The sequence below is a fragment of the Curtobacterium sp. PhB172 genome (genome assembly GCF_003752545.1).
Classification (GTDB): Bacteria; Actinomycetota; Actinomycetes; order Actinomycetales; family Microbacteriaceae; genus Curtobacterium.
Genome location: NZ_RKIF01000007.1, coordinates 545,849 through 560,044, shown reverse-complemented (window position 1 = coordinate 560,044; position 14,196 = coordinate 545,849). Strand labels below are relative to the sequence as shown.

Here is a 14,196-nt window from a genome sequence, read left to right as displayed (position 1 = left end):
TCAAGCGCGGCCTCCTCGTCGGCACCGCCACCATCACCGCACAGATCAAGTAACACCCCGCACCACACGCACCACACGCACCACTGCACCACACGAGAAGGGCCGCCCCGGGCAACCGGGACGGCCCTTCACGTCGTTCAGTGACGCCGGCGCCACCACCGACGAGGTCGGTCGTCAGACCCGGCCGCCAGCGCAGCCGCAGCCGCTGCGGCCTCAGCGAGACGGGCCTCCCGGCGGTCACGCCACGCGGTGACCTCGTCGTCAACGTCCCGCAGCGGCGTCACGACCGGCGGCCCACCGAGCAGCTGACGTCGGGCTTCCTTCACCCGGGCGTTGAAGTCCACGAGGACATCGCGCACGTCGGCCTCCGTCGACAGTGCGTCGAGGGCATCGTCGAGTTCCGCGTCCTCGGTGCGGAGTGCGAGGGCAGGCGGAGCGATGCCGCGGATGTCCTCGCGTTCGATCTTCGAGCGGATCCACCAGTCCGGGTCGTGCTGCCCGTCGTTCCCGGGAAGGGGCTTGCCGTGGTACGGATTGCCCTCGAAGACGCCGCGGCGCTCGGCCGCCTCGATCTGCGCCCGCGCGTGCGCGGCGACGTCGGCCGCCTTGAGCAGCCGGCGTTCCTCACGCACCTCGTCCGGATCGAGCGACCCCCGCTCGATCTCACTGTCGACCAGCTGCTGGTAGCGGTAGCGAGCGGCCCTGCGGAGCCGGTCCATCCGTGCATCGACGTCGTTCATGACCCCTCCATGATCACTCCGAGCGGTCGTCCTCGCCAGTCAGTTCCTCGATGGTCAGCGCTGCCTGGATGAGCGCCAGGTGCGACAGCCCCTGGGGGAGGTTGCCCATGAAGGAGCCGTCCTCGCTGATCATCTCGCTGAACAGCCCGACGTCGTTCGCCTGGCCGACCATCTCGTCCATCAGGGACCGTGCGTCGTCGATCCGGCCCGTGCAGGCCATCGCGGCAGCGAGCCAGAACGAGCACGCGACGAAGGGCGACTCCTCGTCCTCGATGCCCGAGTAGCGGTAGACCAGCGGTCCGCGCTGCAGCTGCTCCTCGATCGCCCGGATGGTCGACGCCATGCGCGGGCCGCGGTCGAAGGAGCTCATCGCGTGCAGCAGGATCGACGTGTCGAGCGCGTCCGAACCCGGGTACATCACGTAGTGACCGCGTTCCTCGTCCCAGCCGTGTTCCGCGACCCACTGCTCGATGAGCTCGCGGTTCTCGACCCACTTCTCGCGCGGCCCGTCGATCATCCCGGCGTCGTGGAGGTCCACCGCGGCGTCGAGGGCCTGCCAGCAGCCGATCTTGCTCGTGACGTAGTGCTGGGTGTCCTCGAGCTCCCACATGCCCGAGTCCGCCTCCTCCCACCGGTGGCAGGCGTCGTCGGCGAGTTGCTGCAGGACGGCTGCGGTCTTCCGGTCCAGGACGTTGCCGGCGTTCACGTACTGACGCAGGATCTCGAAGACGTCACCCCAGACCCCGAGCTGCAGCTGGTCGCCGGCGCGGTTGCCCACCGTCACCGGGCCGATGCCGTTCCACCCGGGGACGTCGCGCTCCTCGACGTCGTCGCTCTTCGTGCCGTCGAGTTCGTAGAAGATCGGCATGTCCTCGTCGTGCTCGGCGATGGTGCGCATCACCCACGACACCGCCGCGTGCGTCTCCTCGCGCAGGCCGAACCGGGTCAGGGCGTGCACGGTGTACGACAGGTCGCGCACCCAGGCGAACCGGTAGTCCCAGTTCTTGCCGCCGGTCCGGTCCTCGGGCAGGCTCGTGGTCGGCGCCGCCGCGATCGCTCCGGTCGGCGAGAAGATGAGCAGCTTCAGAGCGAGGGCGCTGCGCTGCACCGCTTCGGCCCAGGGGCCGTCGTAGGAGAACTCCTCCGACCAGGTGGCCCAGTTGTCGATCGTCCGGTCCATCGCGGCGAGTGCGCTCTCCGGCCGTGGCATGAAGATCGGCTCGTCGTGCGTCCCGACGATGGTCAGGATGTGCTTCGATCCGTCGCCGGTGCTGAACCGGCCGGAGAAGCGCGGGCCGTCGTCGTCCACCGGGTCGAACCCCTGCTCGACGATCGCGATCGTGACGCCGTCGATGCCGATGACGGCACCGTTCGCGGTGTCGAGGCGCTTCGGTTCAGCAGTGCCCAGCAGGGTTCCGGGCACGACGGCCCACTCGAACTCCACGGAGCCGCTGACCCCCTGGACGCAGCGCGCGACCTCGGCCCACGGCAGGCGGCCGGCGACACCGGTGACCATCGCGTCCGTCACGGTCGCCCGCCCGGACGGTGTCGTCCACGTCGTGACGAGCACGTTGGTGCCGGGCAGGTACTCGCGGGTCACCTCGGCCGCCCGGTCGACGGGGCGGAGCGCCACGTGGCCGCCGTGTTCGGCGTCGAGGATCTCCGCGAACACGGGCGGTGAGTCCATCGAGGGGATCGGCAGCCAGTCGATCTGCCCGTCGCGGGCGATGAGCGCCACGGTCCGACCGTCGCCGATCGCTCCGTAGGTGCGGAGCGGGGCGTACCCGTCGGTGCGTGCGTGGGTGTCGACCGCGTCGAGGGTGTCTTCGGTGCGCTCCGTCATGCACCCAGACTGCCCGGGCCCGGGGCACGACCATCAGGCGGACGTACCCCGCTGTGCAGGGCGCGGAACGGGCCCATGGCTGTGCACGACCCGCGACACGCCCGGGTGAGTTGCGCACCCCGGGCGTGTCGCACTACTGTCGCTCTCCTGCCCATCGGCAGGACGCCAGCGGCATCAACGCCGTCGGCAGGAACGCCAGCGGCATCAACGCCGTCGGCAGGAACGCCAGCGGCATCAACGCCGTCGGCAGGAACGCCAGCGGCACCAACGCCGCCGGCAGGAACGCCCGCCCCGGGCACACCGGAAGGACCGCGCATGCGCGCCGTGCAGCACAACGAGGAACGCGTCGAGCTCCAGCTCGACGCGACCGCCGTGCTGCCCGAACCGCAGCAGCAGTGGTCCCTCCGCTATCCCGCGTAGGCACGGCACGTCCCACGACGCCCCGTGCCCACCCGGCCCGGGGCGTTCGTCGTCCTGCTCATCCTCGCCACGTCGTGCTCGACGTCGCCCGGAGCGCAGGCCGGACACCGTCCCGGACCGTCATCGAAGACCGTCCAGACGACCGTCCAGACGACCGTCCAGACGACCGTCCTGAAAGCGAGACGAAGCAATGAAGAAGATCAACGACCGGCTGCTGAGTTGGGCGTCGATGCTCGAGGACAACACCGAGCAGCAGGCCCGTACGACGGCGCGCATGCCGTTCGTGTTCCCGCACCTGGCCCTGATGCCGGACGCCCACCTCGGCCTCGGCGCCACCGTCGGTTCCGTCATCCCGACGCTCGGCGCGGTCATGCCGGCTGCCGTCGGCGTCGACATCGGCTGCGGCATGATCGCGGTCCGGACCCAGTTCACCGAGGCCGACCTGCCCGACGACCTGCAGGAGCTGCGCGAGCAGATCGAGCGCGCGATCCCGCTGTCGGCCGGCGCGTCGAACCGCAAGATCGTCGCGACCGCCGAGCCGCGGATCGCCGAGCTCGAGGCGATGGCCGACGCCGCCGGGTTCGACCCCGCACAGGCGCACGGCGGCTGGCGCAACCAGCTCGGCACGCTCGGCTCCGGGAACCACTTCATCGAGGTCTCCCTCGACGAGCAGGACCGGGTCTGGCTCTTCCTGCACTCCGGATCGCGGGGCGTCGGCAACAAGATCGCGCAGCGGCACATCACGGTCGCCAAGCGGCTGATGGAGCGCTGGTGGATCCAGCTGGCGGACCCCGACCTCGCCTACCTGATCGAGGGCACGCCGGAGTTCGACCGGTACATCGCCGAGCTGCGGTGGGCACAGCACTTCGCCCTGCTCAACCGCGAGGAGATGATGGACCGCGTCGTGCGACAGCTGTCCGAGGTCGTCGGCACCCCTGTCGACGAGCAGGAGCGGATCAACTGCCACCACAACTTCACGCAGCGCGAGACGCACTGGGGGAAGTCCGTGTGGGTGTCCCGCAAGGGTGCGATCCAGGCGACGGCAGGTCAGGCCGGCCTGATCCCCGGGTCCATGGGCACGGCGTCGTACGTCGTCGAGGGTCTCGGCAACAAGCCGTCGCTCGAGTCGTCGCCGCACGGAGCCGGCCGGCTGTTCTCGCGGAGCGCGGCACGGCGGACCTTCACGCACGACCAGCTGCGCGAGGCGATGGTCGGCATCGAGTACCGCGACACCGACGCGTTCCTCGACGAGATCCCGGGCGCGTACAAGCCGATCGACCAGGTCATGGCGGATGCGTCGGACCTCGTGTCGATCCGGCACACGCTCCGGCAGGTCGTCAACGTGAAGGGGGACTGACGTGACGGTCGCGACCCTGCCCGACGTCCTGCGCGCCGTCGAGTCCGCGTGGGTGGCGCGGCCCGAGCGTGACGTCTCGTGGCCGGCCCCGCATCCGGACCGCGATCCGCTGGACGAGGAGTACTCCCGCGTCACCGACCCCGAGCGGTACCTCGTGATCGGTGCGCGCGTGGCCGTCTGGGTCGAGGTGCTCGTCGACCTCGGCCTGGCCGAGCGGACCACGCGGCCCGACGGCGTCCTCCGGCTCGTCCCTGCCGTCGACGGCGCGCTGCCCCTCGACGTCGACGTCAGGTCGATGGACGGTCTCCCGGGCACCGCCGTCGACCTCTCCGTCGGCGACCCGGCTGCCGTGGTCGGATCACAGCCGAACTGCGGGTGCGATGCGTGCGACGACGGCTCCGAGACCCTGCTCGAGGCGGTCGACGAGATGTTCGTCGGGATCCTCGGTGGCGGCTTCGTCCTCATCGACTCGAAGCACTCGTGGATCGTCGCGACGGCGGACGGCTGGAGTGCCACGGGCAACACCGGGGACGTCGCTGCGGCGGTCGCCGCAGCGCGGCGCGGCGAGCGCCGTCGGGGGCGGCGCACCCTGGTCGGCGCGGCCTGGTGGGTGCGCTGACGACGGTGCAGACGGGAGGCGCGGATCGGACCCGCCCCGCGCCTCCCGTCTGGTGCCGGGCAGCGTCCACAGCCCGGCGCGGCCCGGACAGACCGGCCCGCGTCGGGCACGCTTGACCGGATGAGCGACACAGCAGAGCACGCAGCACGGGAGACCGGACGACAGGTCCGACGAGCGGCGGACAGCCGCTGGTTCGAGCTGACCGCTCGCGCCGGCTTCGTCGGCAGCGGCATCGTCCACCTGCTGATCGGGTACCTCGCGATCCTGCTCGGCATCGGCAACGCGTCCTCCGGCGGTGAGACCGACCAGTCCGGAGCACTGCAGCAGATCGCCGCCGTTCCGGGCGGGGTCTTCCTGCTCTGGCTGATCGCGATCGGCACGGCAGCACTCACCGTGCGGCTGATCGTCGAGGCCGTCGTCGGCGGCCGGTCGGACAGCACGCGCGGGTGGCTCGCGCGGGCGAAGGACGTCGCGAAGGCCGTTGTCTACGGCATCATCGCGTACTCGTCGGCGTCGTACGCCCTCGGTGCCGGGTCGAGTTCCAGCAGCTCGTCGCAGAGTGCCGCGGCGAAGACCCTCGCGACGCCCGGCGGGGTGTTCGTGCTGCTCCTCGCCGGCGCGATCGCGGTCGCCGTCGGCATCGGGCTCGTCGTGATCGGGTGTCGGCGGACGTTCCGGAAGCAGATCACCCGGCCGTCGGGGACGCTCGACCGGGTGGTCACGGTGCTCGGGGTCGTCGGGTACGTCGGCAAGGGCATCGCCGTGGTCATCGTCGGTGTGCTCATCGGTGTGGCCGGACTGCGGAGCGACCCGGACCAGGCGACGGGCCTCGACGCGGCGTTCGACGCGGTGCGCTCGATGCCCGGTGGCGTGTTCGTCCTGGTCGCGATCGGCATCGGGTTCCTCGCCTTCGGCGTCTACAGCTTCTTCCGAGCGCGGTACGCCCGCCTCTGATATATTGACCTTGCTCGCCTCCTGCTGGGGGGATGAGAAGTCGGAGCCGGTGCACCTGGGGTATACCAGGTCCCGGCTCTTGCGCCGTCGTCGTGGCGAGCGAGCTCCCATCCGAGACGTTCCAGGCAGACCGCTCGTGCTCGTTCCTCCCGACGGAGATCCATGGGTGTGGCGATCACGACGAAGTGCAGGGCTTCGAGTGCCTCGACGACCTCGCCGACCCGTCGTCGCTCACGCCGACGGAGATCATGCCAGTGGAGCTTCCCGTTCGTCGGCCGCAGCGACTCGAGTACCTCGCGGGTGGCTTCGACGTCCTCGGAGTCGACGACGGAGGCGCCGAGCAGGTAGGCGGGCGCATCGAGCCCGTGGGAACGGATGCTCTCGCCGCCCCAGGCGTGGAGTGGACAGATCATCGAGCCACGCTGCCAGCGAGGAGAGTCCACAGTCGAACATTCCGTGTTTCGCTGAGGGGGCACGGAGCCGGCGCCGGTAGACCGGTCTGATGAGCACCAGCGCGACGACCGGACCTGTGACCGTCTTCTCCGACGCCCGGGCGGTCCTTGCCGAGAGCATCGTCTGGGACCCGTCGGCGCAGCTGCTCCGCTGGACCGACATCACCCTCGGCACCCTCGTCACCGCGCAGTCCGACGGCACCGTCGTGTCGACCGTCCCGCTCCCGCCGCCGCTGGCGAGCTTCCAGCCGCGGGCCGCCGGCGGGTTCGTGGCGGCGCTCGGCGACACCGTCGTCGTGACGGACGAGCACGGGGTGGTCGAGCGCGAACTCACCCGTGTCGAGCACGCCACGGCCGGGCTCCGGTTCAACGAGGGGAAGTGCGACCCGTTCGGCCGGTTCCTGGTCGGCAGCATGAACCTGACGACGGGCGAGCCGGACGGCGCGCTGTACTCGGTCGAGGCCGACGGCACGACGCGACTGCTCCGCGGCGGCTTCGGCGTGACGAACGGCTTCGAGTGGTCGGACGACGGCACGGTGATGTACGTCACCGACACGAGCGCATCGACGATCTACCGTGGGTCGTACGGTCCGGACGGCGAACTCGGCGAGCTCGAACCGTTCGTCGTCGGCCACGCCCACGACGGTCTGGTCCGCGACGACGAGGGCTGCTCGTGGAGTGCGATCTACGGCGGCGGCCGGGTGGAGCGGTACGGCCCCGACGGGTCGCACCTCGAGACCGTGGAGCTGCCCACCCCGAACGTGACGTCGGTGGCCTTCGGCGGCCCCGACATGTCGACGCTGTTCGTCGCCTCGGCACGGGAGAACCTCACCGAGGAGCAGCTGGAGCAGCACCCGTCCTCGGGGGCCATCCTGGCGGTGCCGACGCGGGTGCGCGGGTTCCCCGCGAACACCTTCAGCGGCTGACCGGGCGGGAGCGCACGCTGCGGCGGTGTCCGCGGGTATCGTGGGCGCTCGCCCGACCCGAGGAGACCCACGTGAACGACGAGCGCACGGCAGCCACCCCGGACCCGGCCGGCGAACTCGCGGAGGCCGAGAACGCCGACGTCACCGTCGAGGTGGACCGGGTCGCGGTCGACGGCACGTACGTCCGCGTGAGTTCGATCGGCGAGCCGGGGGAGCGTGCCTTCCTGCTCGTCGCCGGCCTCGGCATCGCGGCCACCTACTACGAGCGGCTCGCCCCGCACCTCAACGAGAACGGCCCGGTGCACGCCCTCGACCTGCCCGGCTTCGCGGGCGTTCCCCGGTTCCGTGGGAAGGTCTCGATCGAGCGCTACGCCGATGCCGTCGAGAAGGTCATCGACGACCTCGGCCTGGTCGACCCGGTCCTGGTCGGCCACTCGATGGGCACCCAGGTCGTGACCGAGGTCGCGGCGCGGCACCCGGAGATCTCGGACCTCGTGCTCATCAGCCCGGTCGTCGACTCGCACGCGCGCACGGTCCGCCAGTCCGCGTTCCGGTTCCTGCGGTCGACCCTGCACGAGCCCTCGGCGGTCCGGTGGCACGGCATCACGGCGTACGCGCTGTGCGGATGGCACTGGTTCTCGAAGGTGCTGCCGCGGATGATCGCGTTCCCGATCGAGGAGCGCGCGGCCCACGTGCAGGCGCGCACCCTCATCGTCCGCGGCGAGCACGACGCGATGGTCCCGCGGGACTGGATCCGCCGGCTCGCGCGGGTGTTCCCCTACGCGGTGCTGCGCGAGGTCGTCGACGGTGCCCACTCCGTGATGCACGCCCAGGCGGACGCGGTCGCGCGGCTTGCGGTCGCGCACGTCGACCACCGGCTGCCGGACCGCGGGGTCGGTTCGCTGCAGCGGGTGCGCGACGACTCGACGGCGTCCGACCTGTCGCGTCTGAGCCCGAGCGAGGCGTGGATGCTCGTGAAGTCGCGCTTCGTCGAACTGGTCGGCATGGCGAAGAACGACGACGAGACGCTCGAGGCGGCGAAGTCCGCCCACGCGGTCGCGATGGCCGACGGGGACGACCTGCCGGTCGACCCTGCCGACCGCAAGGCGGTCGTCGACGCGGTCGCACCCGAGGCCGACCCGAACCGCTGACACCGGGCACTGCACGCGACGCACGGGAGGCCCGGTGCTGGTTCTCGGAACCGGCACCGAGCCTCCCGTCGGTCGCGTCCAGGGCGACCGGCGCGCCGGTCAGGCCGTGATGCGGCCCGGCAGCATGTCCGACGTCAGGGAGTTCGCCTCGGCGAGGACCTTGCGGGCCTCGTCGGTCTTGTCCCACACGTTCCAGAGCAGCACGCCGCGCACCGTGTCGTCGTCGTCCAGGTAGTAGACGACGCCGGTGACGGTCGGGTCCTGCCAGTCCTCGACGGTGCGGAGCTTCGTGGAGACCTGCCCCACCGCTTCGTACCCCATGTCGAAGACGTCGGAGTAGAACATCGGCGTGTGGTCGTAGGTCTCGTCGGCGTCGGCGAGGTTCCGGCCGGCCTGCCGACCCTGCTGCTGCGCGTTGTCGACGTGCTCGACCCGGCGGGTCCCGAGGATCCGGTCCGGGTACTCGGCGACGTCGCCGGCCGCGAAGACCGAGTCGTCGTCGGTGAGCAGCGTCGACGAGACCACGATGCCGTCGCGCACGGTCAGACCGGCGTCGGCGGCGAGCTGGGTGGCGGGCTCGATGCCGAGTCCGGCGACCACGGCGTCTGCCTCGAGCACGGAGCCGTCGTCGAGCGTGAGCGTGACCCCGTCGGCCGTCTGCGTGCCGGACTCGACCCGGCGTCCGAGTCGGAGGTCCACGCCGGCGTCGACGAAGCGCTGCTGGAACGCGCGCGCGAGATCGTCCGGGAACATCCGCCCGCCCACGACCTCGTCGGGGTCGACCAGGGTGACGCGGGCGCCGTTCTGCACGACCCCCGCGGTGATCTCCTGGCCGATGTAGCCGCCGCCGACGACGACCACGTGCGCCCCGGCGTCGGCGAGCTCGCGGAGCTTCCGGTAGTCGTCGGCGCTGCGGTAGTCGAGCACGCGGTCCGAGGGCTCCAGGCCCGGCAACCCGCGGGGCTTGCCGCCGGTGGCGATGAGCAGTCGCTCGTAGCCGTGGGTCTGGCCGTCGGCCGTGGTCACGGTCTTCGCGGCACGGTCGATCCCCGTCACCGCGGTGCCGAGGACGAACGACGCCCCGGTCTCCTCGGTGTGCAGGTCGACCTTCTCGTCCCAGCTGAAGTCCGGGTCGGTCCACAGCTTCTTCGACAGGGCGGGGCGGGCGTAGGGCCGGTCGACGTCCTCGCTGAGGATGCCGATCGTGCCGTCGGCGTCGAGCTCGCGGACACCGCGGGCTGCGGCGTCGGCGACCATCCCGCCGCCGATGATGAGGTATCGGTAGTCGGTCACGGTGCCTCCCGGCGTCAGATCGTGGCGACCGAGCCGGAGTCGACCCGGTAGTTGGAGCCGTTGACGAAGCTCGCGAGATCGGAGCAGAGGAACGCGATGACGTTCGCGACCTCTTCCGGCTCACCGCGGCGCTTCAGCTCCATGTAGGGACGTTCCTCGTCGAGGAAGCTGGTGATCGCGTCCTCGAAGCTCTGGTTCGTCTCCTTCGCCCGCTTGTTCATCATCGCGTCCGTCATGGGCGTGTGGATGAACGCGGGGCTGACGGTGTTCACGAGCACGCCCTCCTGCGCGTAGGTGCGCGACAGGCCCTTCGCGAACGACAGGACCCCGGCCTTCGCGGCGCAGTAGGGCAGTTCGTCGTCATAGGGCTGCGAGGCGTCCTCGGACACGAGGTACACGATCCGGCCCCATCCGCCCTGCCGCAGGTCGCCGATGAACTCGCGCGTGATGCGGACAGGACCCATCAGATCCACGTCGATGGTGTCGGCCCAACCCTGCTCGTCGATCTCGTGGAACAGTCCCTGGGCGCCGGTGACGCCCGAGGACTGCACGAGGATGTCGATCGCGCCGACGGCGTCCCGCACCTTGCCGTGCAGGTCCGCCAGGCTCGCCGCGCTCGTGACGTCGGCCGCGAACGCGTGCAGCTTGCCGAGCGGCGCTTCGAGCTGGTCGGCGCTGTTGTCGAGCTGCGCCTGGTCGAGGTCGCTCACGACCACGGTCGCACCCTCTGCCAGGAGGATGCGAGCCGTGTTCCAGCCGATGCCGGAGTCGGCACCGAAGACGAGCGCGGTCTTGCCCTGGATGCCGAGGTCCACTCGGTCCCCTAGGCGTGCGCCGAGGCGTCGGCGACGGCAGGCGTCGTGGCGGAGGCCAGCGGCGTGCTCGGCGCGCGGTTCTCGGCGGAGACCATCCACGCGAGCTGCTCGAGGCGCTCGATGAAGCCGTGGAGCAGGTCCGCGGTCGTCGGGTCCTCTTCGTCGACCTCGTCGTGCACGTCGCGCATGGTGCCGGTCGCCTGGTAGAGGCGGAGCGTCACCTGGTCGATGGCGTCGTGCGTCGTGATCTCGCCCTCAAGGAACTGGTCGAGGTGGCTCGATGCCGCGACCGTGCTCGAGCGTCCGTCCGGCACGGCGTACAGGGCGCGCATGCGCTCTGCCGTGTCGTCGGCGAACTCGCGTGCGGCGTCGACGATCTCGTCGAGCTGCAGGTGCAGGTCGCGGAAGTTCGTTCCGAGGATGTTCCAGTGGGCCTGCTTGCCCTGGAGGTGCAGGTCGATGAGGTCCACGAGGACCGCCTGGAGGTTCTTGGCCATCTTGTCCGAAGCGTGCATGGTGGTGGCTCCTTTCGCGTCGGTGACCCTTCCGGTCTACGCGGTGCGGCCGAGACCACTCTCAGTGCGCACGGAACCGCACTGTCCCCCGGGCGTTCGATCGAGTGTGTTCGCGCCGGTCAGTGGGCCGGTGCCGGGTCGACCTGGTCGACGGCGCCGCGCATCTGCTCGAGGAACGACGCCACGATGCGCGCCTCGTCCGCTGGCAGTCCCTCGGCGATCGACATCATCCGGCGGTGCATGATGCCGAGGGTCGCGCGGACCTCGTCGTCGGTCTCGGTCGTCGGGGTGATCACGAGTGCTCGGCGGTCGGTGGGGTGCGGGTCGCGGCGCACGTGATTCGACTTCACCAGGCGGTCGATCAGGATCGTGGTCGAGGCCGACGAGATCTTCAGGTAAGCGGCGAGGTCCTTCGGGCTGATGCTGCGGCCCGAGCGCTGCGACTGCAGCAGGAAGCGCACGGCGAGCAGGTCGGTCTCGCCCATGCCCATCGAGTCGCGGGTGCGGCGGCGCATCGCGGTCTCGGCGGCCCGGTAGCGACGCAGGGCGTTGAGCACGGCGACCCCGCGCTGGGTCGCGTCGTCGTCGGGGAACCAGTACCCGGACGCCTCGGTGATCTCCTGCGTTGCCATTGGCACAGGCTAGTCCGTCTCGTATGGAGGCCGTCTAGCGAGTTCCTGTGGGTGTGCCTGCTTCGTTCCCGCGTGCATGACGGGAGGCCCGTGGCGGGGTCGCCACGGGCCTCCCGTCCGTCCTGTGGTGCGGTCGACCGCACCCGGTCGCTCTACGCGGCGGCCTGCTCGGTCGAGGCGTCGGCGAGTGCGTTCAGTGCGCCCTGGACGAGCGAGGTGACCTCGGCGTCCTCGCGCGGGTGGGTCTCCGCGAAGCGGACGACCGACTGCGGGATCGCGACCTTGACGTCCTCCAGGACCTTCGCACCGGCGATGCCGGCGACCTTGCGGGCGTCGTCGTGAGCCCACACGCCGCCGTACTGCCCGAACGCGGAACCGATGGCGGCGAGCGGCTTGCCGGACAGCGGCGAGGCGCCGAACGGACGCGATGCCCAGTCGAGGGCGTTCTTCAGCACCGCCGGGATCGTGCCGTTGTACTCGGGGGTGACGAGCAGGACGGCGTCCGCGGCGGCGATCGCGTCACGGAAGGCGACGGCGGCGGCCGGCGGGGTGTCGCCGTCGATGTCCTCGTTGTAGAACGGCAGGTCGACGATGCCGTCGAACGTGGTGACCTCGATGCCCTCCGGCGCGTGGTGCGCCGCGGCCTCGGCGAGCTTGCGGTTGATGGAGTCGGCGCGGAGGCTGCCGACGAGTGCGAGGACGTTCGTCATGGTGATCCTTCTGGTTCGAGACGTTGTTCTGGGACGGAAAGGTGTCTGCGACAACCAATCCGAGCGTACGGCGCGCTATTCCCAGACCGCTGGGTACGGTGGCGACGTGAGCACGCTTCGGACGCCGGCCAGCACACCCCGCACGACGAACCCGGACTGGTGGCGCGATGCCGTCGTCTACCAGGTCTACCCACGCAGCTTCGCGGACTCGAACGCCGACGGCCTGGGCGACGTCGCGGGCATCACCAGCCGCGTGCCGTACCTGGCGGCGCTCGGCGTCGACGCGCTGTGGCTCTCGCCGTTCTTCCCGTCGCCCCTCGCTGACGGCGGGTACGACGTGGCCGACTACCGGGCGGTCGATCCGCGACTCGGCTCGCTCGAGGACCTGGATGCCCTGCTCCGGGCCGCGCACGAGCACGATCTGCGGGTGATCGTGGACATCGTGCCGAACCACACCTCGGACGAGCACGAGTGGTTCCGCGCGGCGCTCGCATCCGCGCCGGGCTCGCCGGAACGGGCGCGGTACGTGTTCCGCGACGGGACGGGTGTGTCCGGGGAACTGCCGCCGAGCGACTGGGTGTCGAACTTCGGCGGGAGCGCCTGGACGAGGGTCGCGGACGGCCAGTGGTACCTGCACCTCTTCGCACCCGAGCAACCCGACCTGGACTGGTCGAACCCGTCCGTCCGCGCGGATTTCGAGGACACGCTGCGCTTCTGGTCGGACCGCGGGGTCGACGGCTTCCGGGTCGACGTCGCACACGGCCTGGCGAAGGACCTGTCGACGCCGTACCGCGCATCGAACGAGCACGCACTGCCGCTCGACGGCTCCGACCCGCTGTACGACCGCGACGAGGTGCACGAGGTCTTCGCGTCCTGGCGCACCGTGCTCGACGAGTACGACCCGCCCCGGGCCGCCGTCGCCGAGGCCTGGGCACCCGCGCCGCGACGCGTCCTGTACGCCCGGCCCACCGAACTCGGGCAGGCGTTCAACTTCGACCTGCTCGAGGCGCCGTTCGAGGCCGCTGCGTTCCGGAGCATCATCGAGCGGAACCTGGCGGCGTCCGAGCAGTCCGGTGCGTCGAGCACCTGGGTGCTGTCGAACCACGACGTCGTGCGGCACGCCAGCCGGTACGGGCTGCCGGGCGACACCGACACCGACGCGTGGTTGCTGACCGACGGCACCACCCCCGAGCTCGACCGCGAGCGGGGCCTCCGCCGCGCCCGCGCCGCGACCCTGCTGATGCTCGCGCTGCCCGGGTCGTCGTACGTCTACCAGGGCGAGGAACTCGGCCTGCACGAAGCCGCCGCGATCCCACGTGACCAGCTGCAGGACCCGAAGTGGCTCCGCTCAGGGCACACCGTCAAGGGCCGGGACGGGTGCCGTGTGCCGATCCCGTGGACGACCTCCGGGCCGTCGTTCGGCTTCGGGGACGTCGCGGCGCTGCTGCCGCAGCCCGCTGACTTCGGGGCGTCGTCGGTGCAGGCGGAGGACGGGGATCCGGCATCGACGCTGTCCCTGTACCGGTCAGCGCTCGACGCTCGTCGCCGGTTGCAGCAGGGGGAGGAGCTCACCTGGCTGGACGCCCCCGACGACGTGGTCGCCTTCGCCCGGCACGACGGGTGGCGGTCGGTCACGAACCTCGGCACGACGCCCGTGCCGCTGCCGTCGGGTGACGTCGTGGTAGCGTCCGGGCCGCTCGGTGACGCGGCCGGCGTGCTGCCGGGCGAGACGACGGTCTGGTTGACCTGAGCGGACCAGCTCCGGCCGT

At 70.9% G+C, this 14,196-nt stretch carries 14 protein-coding genes; 7 read left to right on the top strand and 7 right to left on the bottom strand.

Annotated features, from left to right (window positions below):
- Nucleotides 1-137 precede the first annotated feature (137 nt).
- Together EDF42_RS09705 and EDF42_RS09700 are read right to left on the bottom strand one after the other, a co-directional pair.
- Entirely contained in the window at nt 138-740 is a 603-nt protein-coding gene (locus EDF42_RS09705; RefSeq protein WP_123672181.1) for a DUF1992 domain-containing protein, read from the bottom strand.
- Nucleotides 741-753: 13 nt separating this feature from the next.
- Nucleotides 754-2,583, bottom strand: coding sequence for a glycoside hydrolase family 15 protein (locus EDF42_RS09700; protein WP_123672180.1), 1,830 nt, complete (start codon nt 2,581-2,583; stop codon nt 754-756).
- A 610-nt stretch (nt 2,584-3,193) separates the two neighbouring features.
- Here EDF42_RS09700 and EDF42_RS09690 point away from each other — a divergent pair.
- The 6 genes from EDF42_RS09690 to EDF42_RS09665 all read left to right on the top strand — a co-directional run bounded on the left by EDF42_RS09690 (nt 3,194) and on the right by EDF42_RS09665 (nt 8,462).
- Nucleotides 3,194-4,360 (top strand): RtcB family protein, encoded by a 1,167-nt coding sequence (locus EDF42_RS09690; protein ID WP_123672178.1) that lies wholly within the window; start codon nt 3,194-3,196, stop codon nt 4,358-4,360.
- A 1-nt stretch (nt 4,361) separates the two neighbouring features.
- Nucleotides 4,362-4,979 (top strand): DUF6226 family protein, encoded by a 618-nt coding sequence (locus tag EDF42_RS09685; protein ID WP_123672177.1) that lies wholly within the window; start codon nt 4,362-4,364, stop codon nt 4,977-4,979.
- A 120-nt stretch (nt 4,980-5,099) separates the two neighbouring features.
- Nucleotides 5,100-5,933 (top strand): DUF1206 domain-containing protein, encoded by an 834-nt coding sequence (locus EDF42_RS09680; RefSeq protein ID WP_123672176.1) that lies wholly within the window; start codon nt 5,100-5,102, stop codon nt 5,931-5,933.
- Nucleotides 5,934-6,025: 92 nt separating this feature from the next.
- Nucleotides 6,026-6,436, top strand: a complete 411-nt coding sequence (locus EDF42_RS09675) for a hypothetical protein (RefSeq protein ID WP_123672175.1) — start codon at nt 6,026-6,028, stop codon at nt 6,434-6,436.
- A complete protein-coding gene (locus EDF42_RS09670; protein ID WP_123672174.1) occupies nt 6,436-7,311 on the top strand; it encodes an SMP-30/gluconolactonase/LRE family protein in 876 nt (291 codons plus the stop codon). The genes EDF42_RS09675 and EDF42_RS09670 overlap by 1 nt, the downstream gene beginning before the upstream one ends.
- A gap of 71 nt (nt 7,312-7,382) precedes the next feature.
- The gene (locus tag EDF42_RS09665) at nt 7,383-8,462 is read left to right on the top strand and encodes an alpha/beta fold hydrolase (protein ID WP_123937341.1); all 1,080 of its coding nucleotides are present in this window, start codon (nt 7,383-7,385) and stop codon (nt 8,460-8,462) included.
- A gap of 99 nt (nt 8,463-8,561) precedes the next feature.
- On the opposite strand, the gene EDF42_RS09660 is transcribed toward EDF42_RS09665, so the two are convergent.
- The 5 genes from EDF42_RS09660 to EDF42_RS09640 all read right to left on the bottom strand — a co-directional run bounded on the left by EDF42_RS09660 (nt 8,562) and on the right by EDF42_RS09640 (nt 12,427).
- Nucleotides 8,562-9,755 (bottom strand): NAD(P)/FAD-dependent oxidoreductase, encoded by a 1,194-nt coding sequence (locus EDF42_RS09660; RefSeq protein WP_123672172.1) that lies wholly within the window; start codon nt 9,753-9,755, stop codon nt 8,562-8,564.
- A 14-nt stretch (nt 9,756-9,769) separates the two neighbouring features.
- Nucleotides 9,770-10,570: an SDR family NAD(P)-dependent oxidoreductase gene (locus tag EDF42_RS09655; RefSeq protein WP_123672171.1), complete on the bottom strand. Its 801-nt coding sequence runs from the start codon at nt 10,568-10,570 to the stop codon at nt 9,770-9,772.
- A gap of 8 nt (nt 10,571-10,578) precedes the next feature.
- Nucleotides 10,579-11,085, bottom strand: coding sequence for a Dps family protein (locus EDF42_RS09650; protein ID WP_123672170.1), 507 nt, complete (start codon nt 11,083-11,085; stop codon nt 10,579-10,581).
- A gap of 119 nt (nt 11,086-11,204) precedes the next feature.
- A complete protein-coding gene (locus EDF42_RS09645) occupies nt 11,205-11,717 on the bottom strand; it encodes a MarR family winged helix-turn-helix transcriptional regulator (RefSeq protein WP_123339939.1) in 513 nt (170 codons plus the stop codon).
- A 152-nt stretch (nt 11,718-11,869) separates the two neighbouring features.
- On the bottom strand, nt 11,870-12,427 hold the full coding sequence (locus EDF42_RS09640; RefSeq protein WP_111086916.1) for an NADPH-dependent FMN reductase: 558 nt from the start codon (nt 12,425-12,427) through the stop codon (nt 11,870-11,872).
- 106 nt (nt 12,428-12,533) lie between these two features.
- On the opposite strand from EDF42_RS09640, the gene EDF42_RS09635 reads away from it, so the two are divergent.
- A complete protein-coding gene (locus EDF42_RS09635; protein WP_260235330.1) occupies nt 12,534-14,177 on the top strand; it encodes a glycoside hydrolase family 13 protein in 1,644 nt (547 codons plus the stop codon).
- Nucleotides 14,178-14,196: the final 19 nt, after the last annotated feature.

What these genes read in the sequence shown, in the direction of transcription:
- EDF42_RS09705 (WP_123672181.1), bottom strand. Translation starts at nt 740, where the DNA reads ATGAACGACGTCGATGCACGGATGGACCGGCTCCGCAGGGCCGCTCGC.
- EDF42_RS09700 (WP_123672180.1), bottom strand. Translation starts at nt 2,583, where the DNA reads ATGACGGAGCGCACCGAAGACACCCTCGACGCGGTCGACACCCACGCA.
- EDF42_RS09690 (WP_123672178.1), top strand. Translation starts at nt 3,194, where the DNA reads ATGAAGAAGATCAACGACCGGCTGCTGAGTTGGGCGTCGATGCTCGAG.
- EDF42_RS09680 (WP_123672176.1), top strand. Translation starts at nt 5,100, where the DNA reads ATGAGCGACACAGCAGAGCACGCAGCACGGGAGACCGGACGACAGGTC.
- EDF42_RS09670 (WP_123672174.1), top strand. Translation starts at nt 6,436, where the DNA reads ATGAGCACCAGCGCGACGACCGGACCTGTGACCGTCTTCTCCGACGCC.
- EDF42_RS09650 (WP_123672170.1), bottom strand. Translation starts at nt 11,085, where the DNA reads ATGCACGCTTCGGACAAGATGGCCAAGAACCTCCAGGCGGTCCTCGTG.
- EDF42_RS09645 (WP_123339939.1), bottom strand. Translation starts at nt 11,717, where the DNA reads ATGGCAACGCAGGAGATCACCGAGGCGTCCGGGTACTGGTTCCCCGAC.
- EDF42_RS09640 (WP_111086916.1), bottom strand. Translation starts at nt 12,427, where the DNA reads ATGACGAACGTCCTCGCACTCGTCGGCAGCCTCCGCGCCGACTCCATC.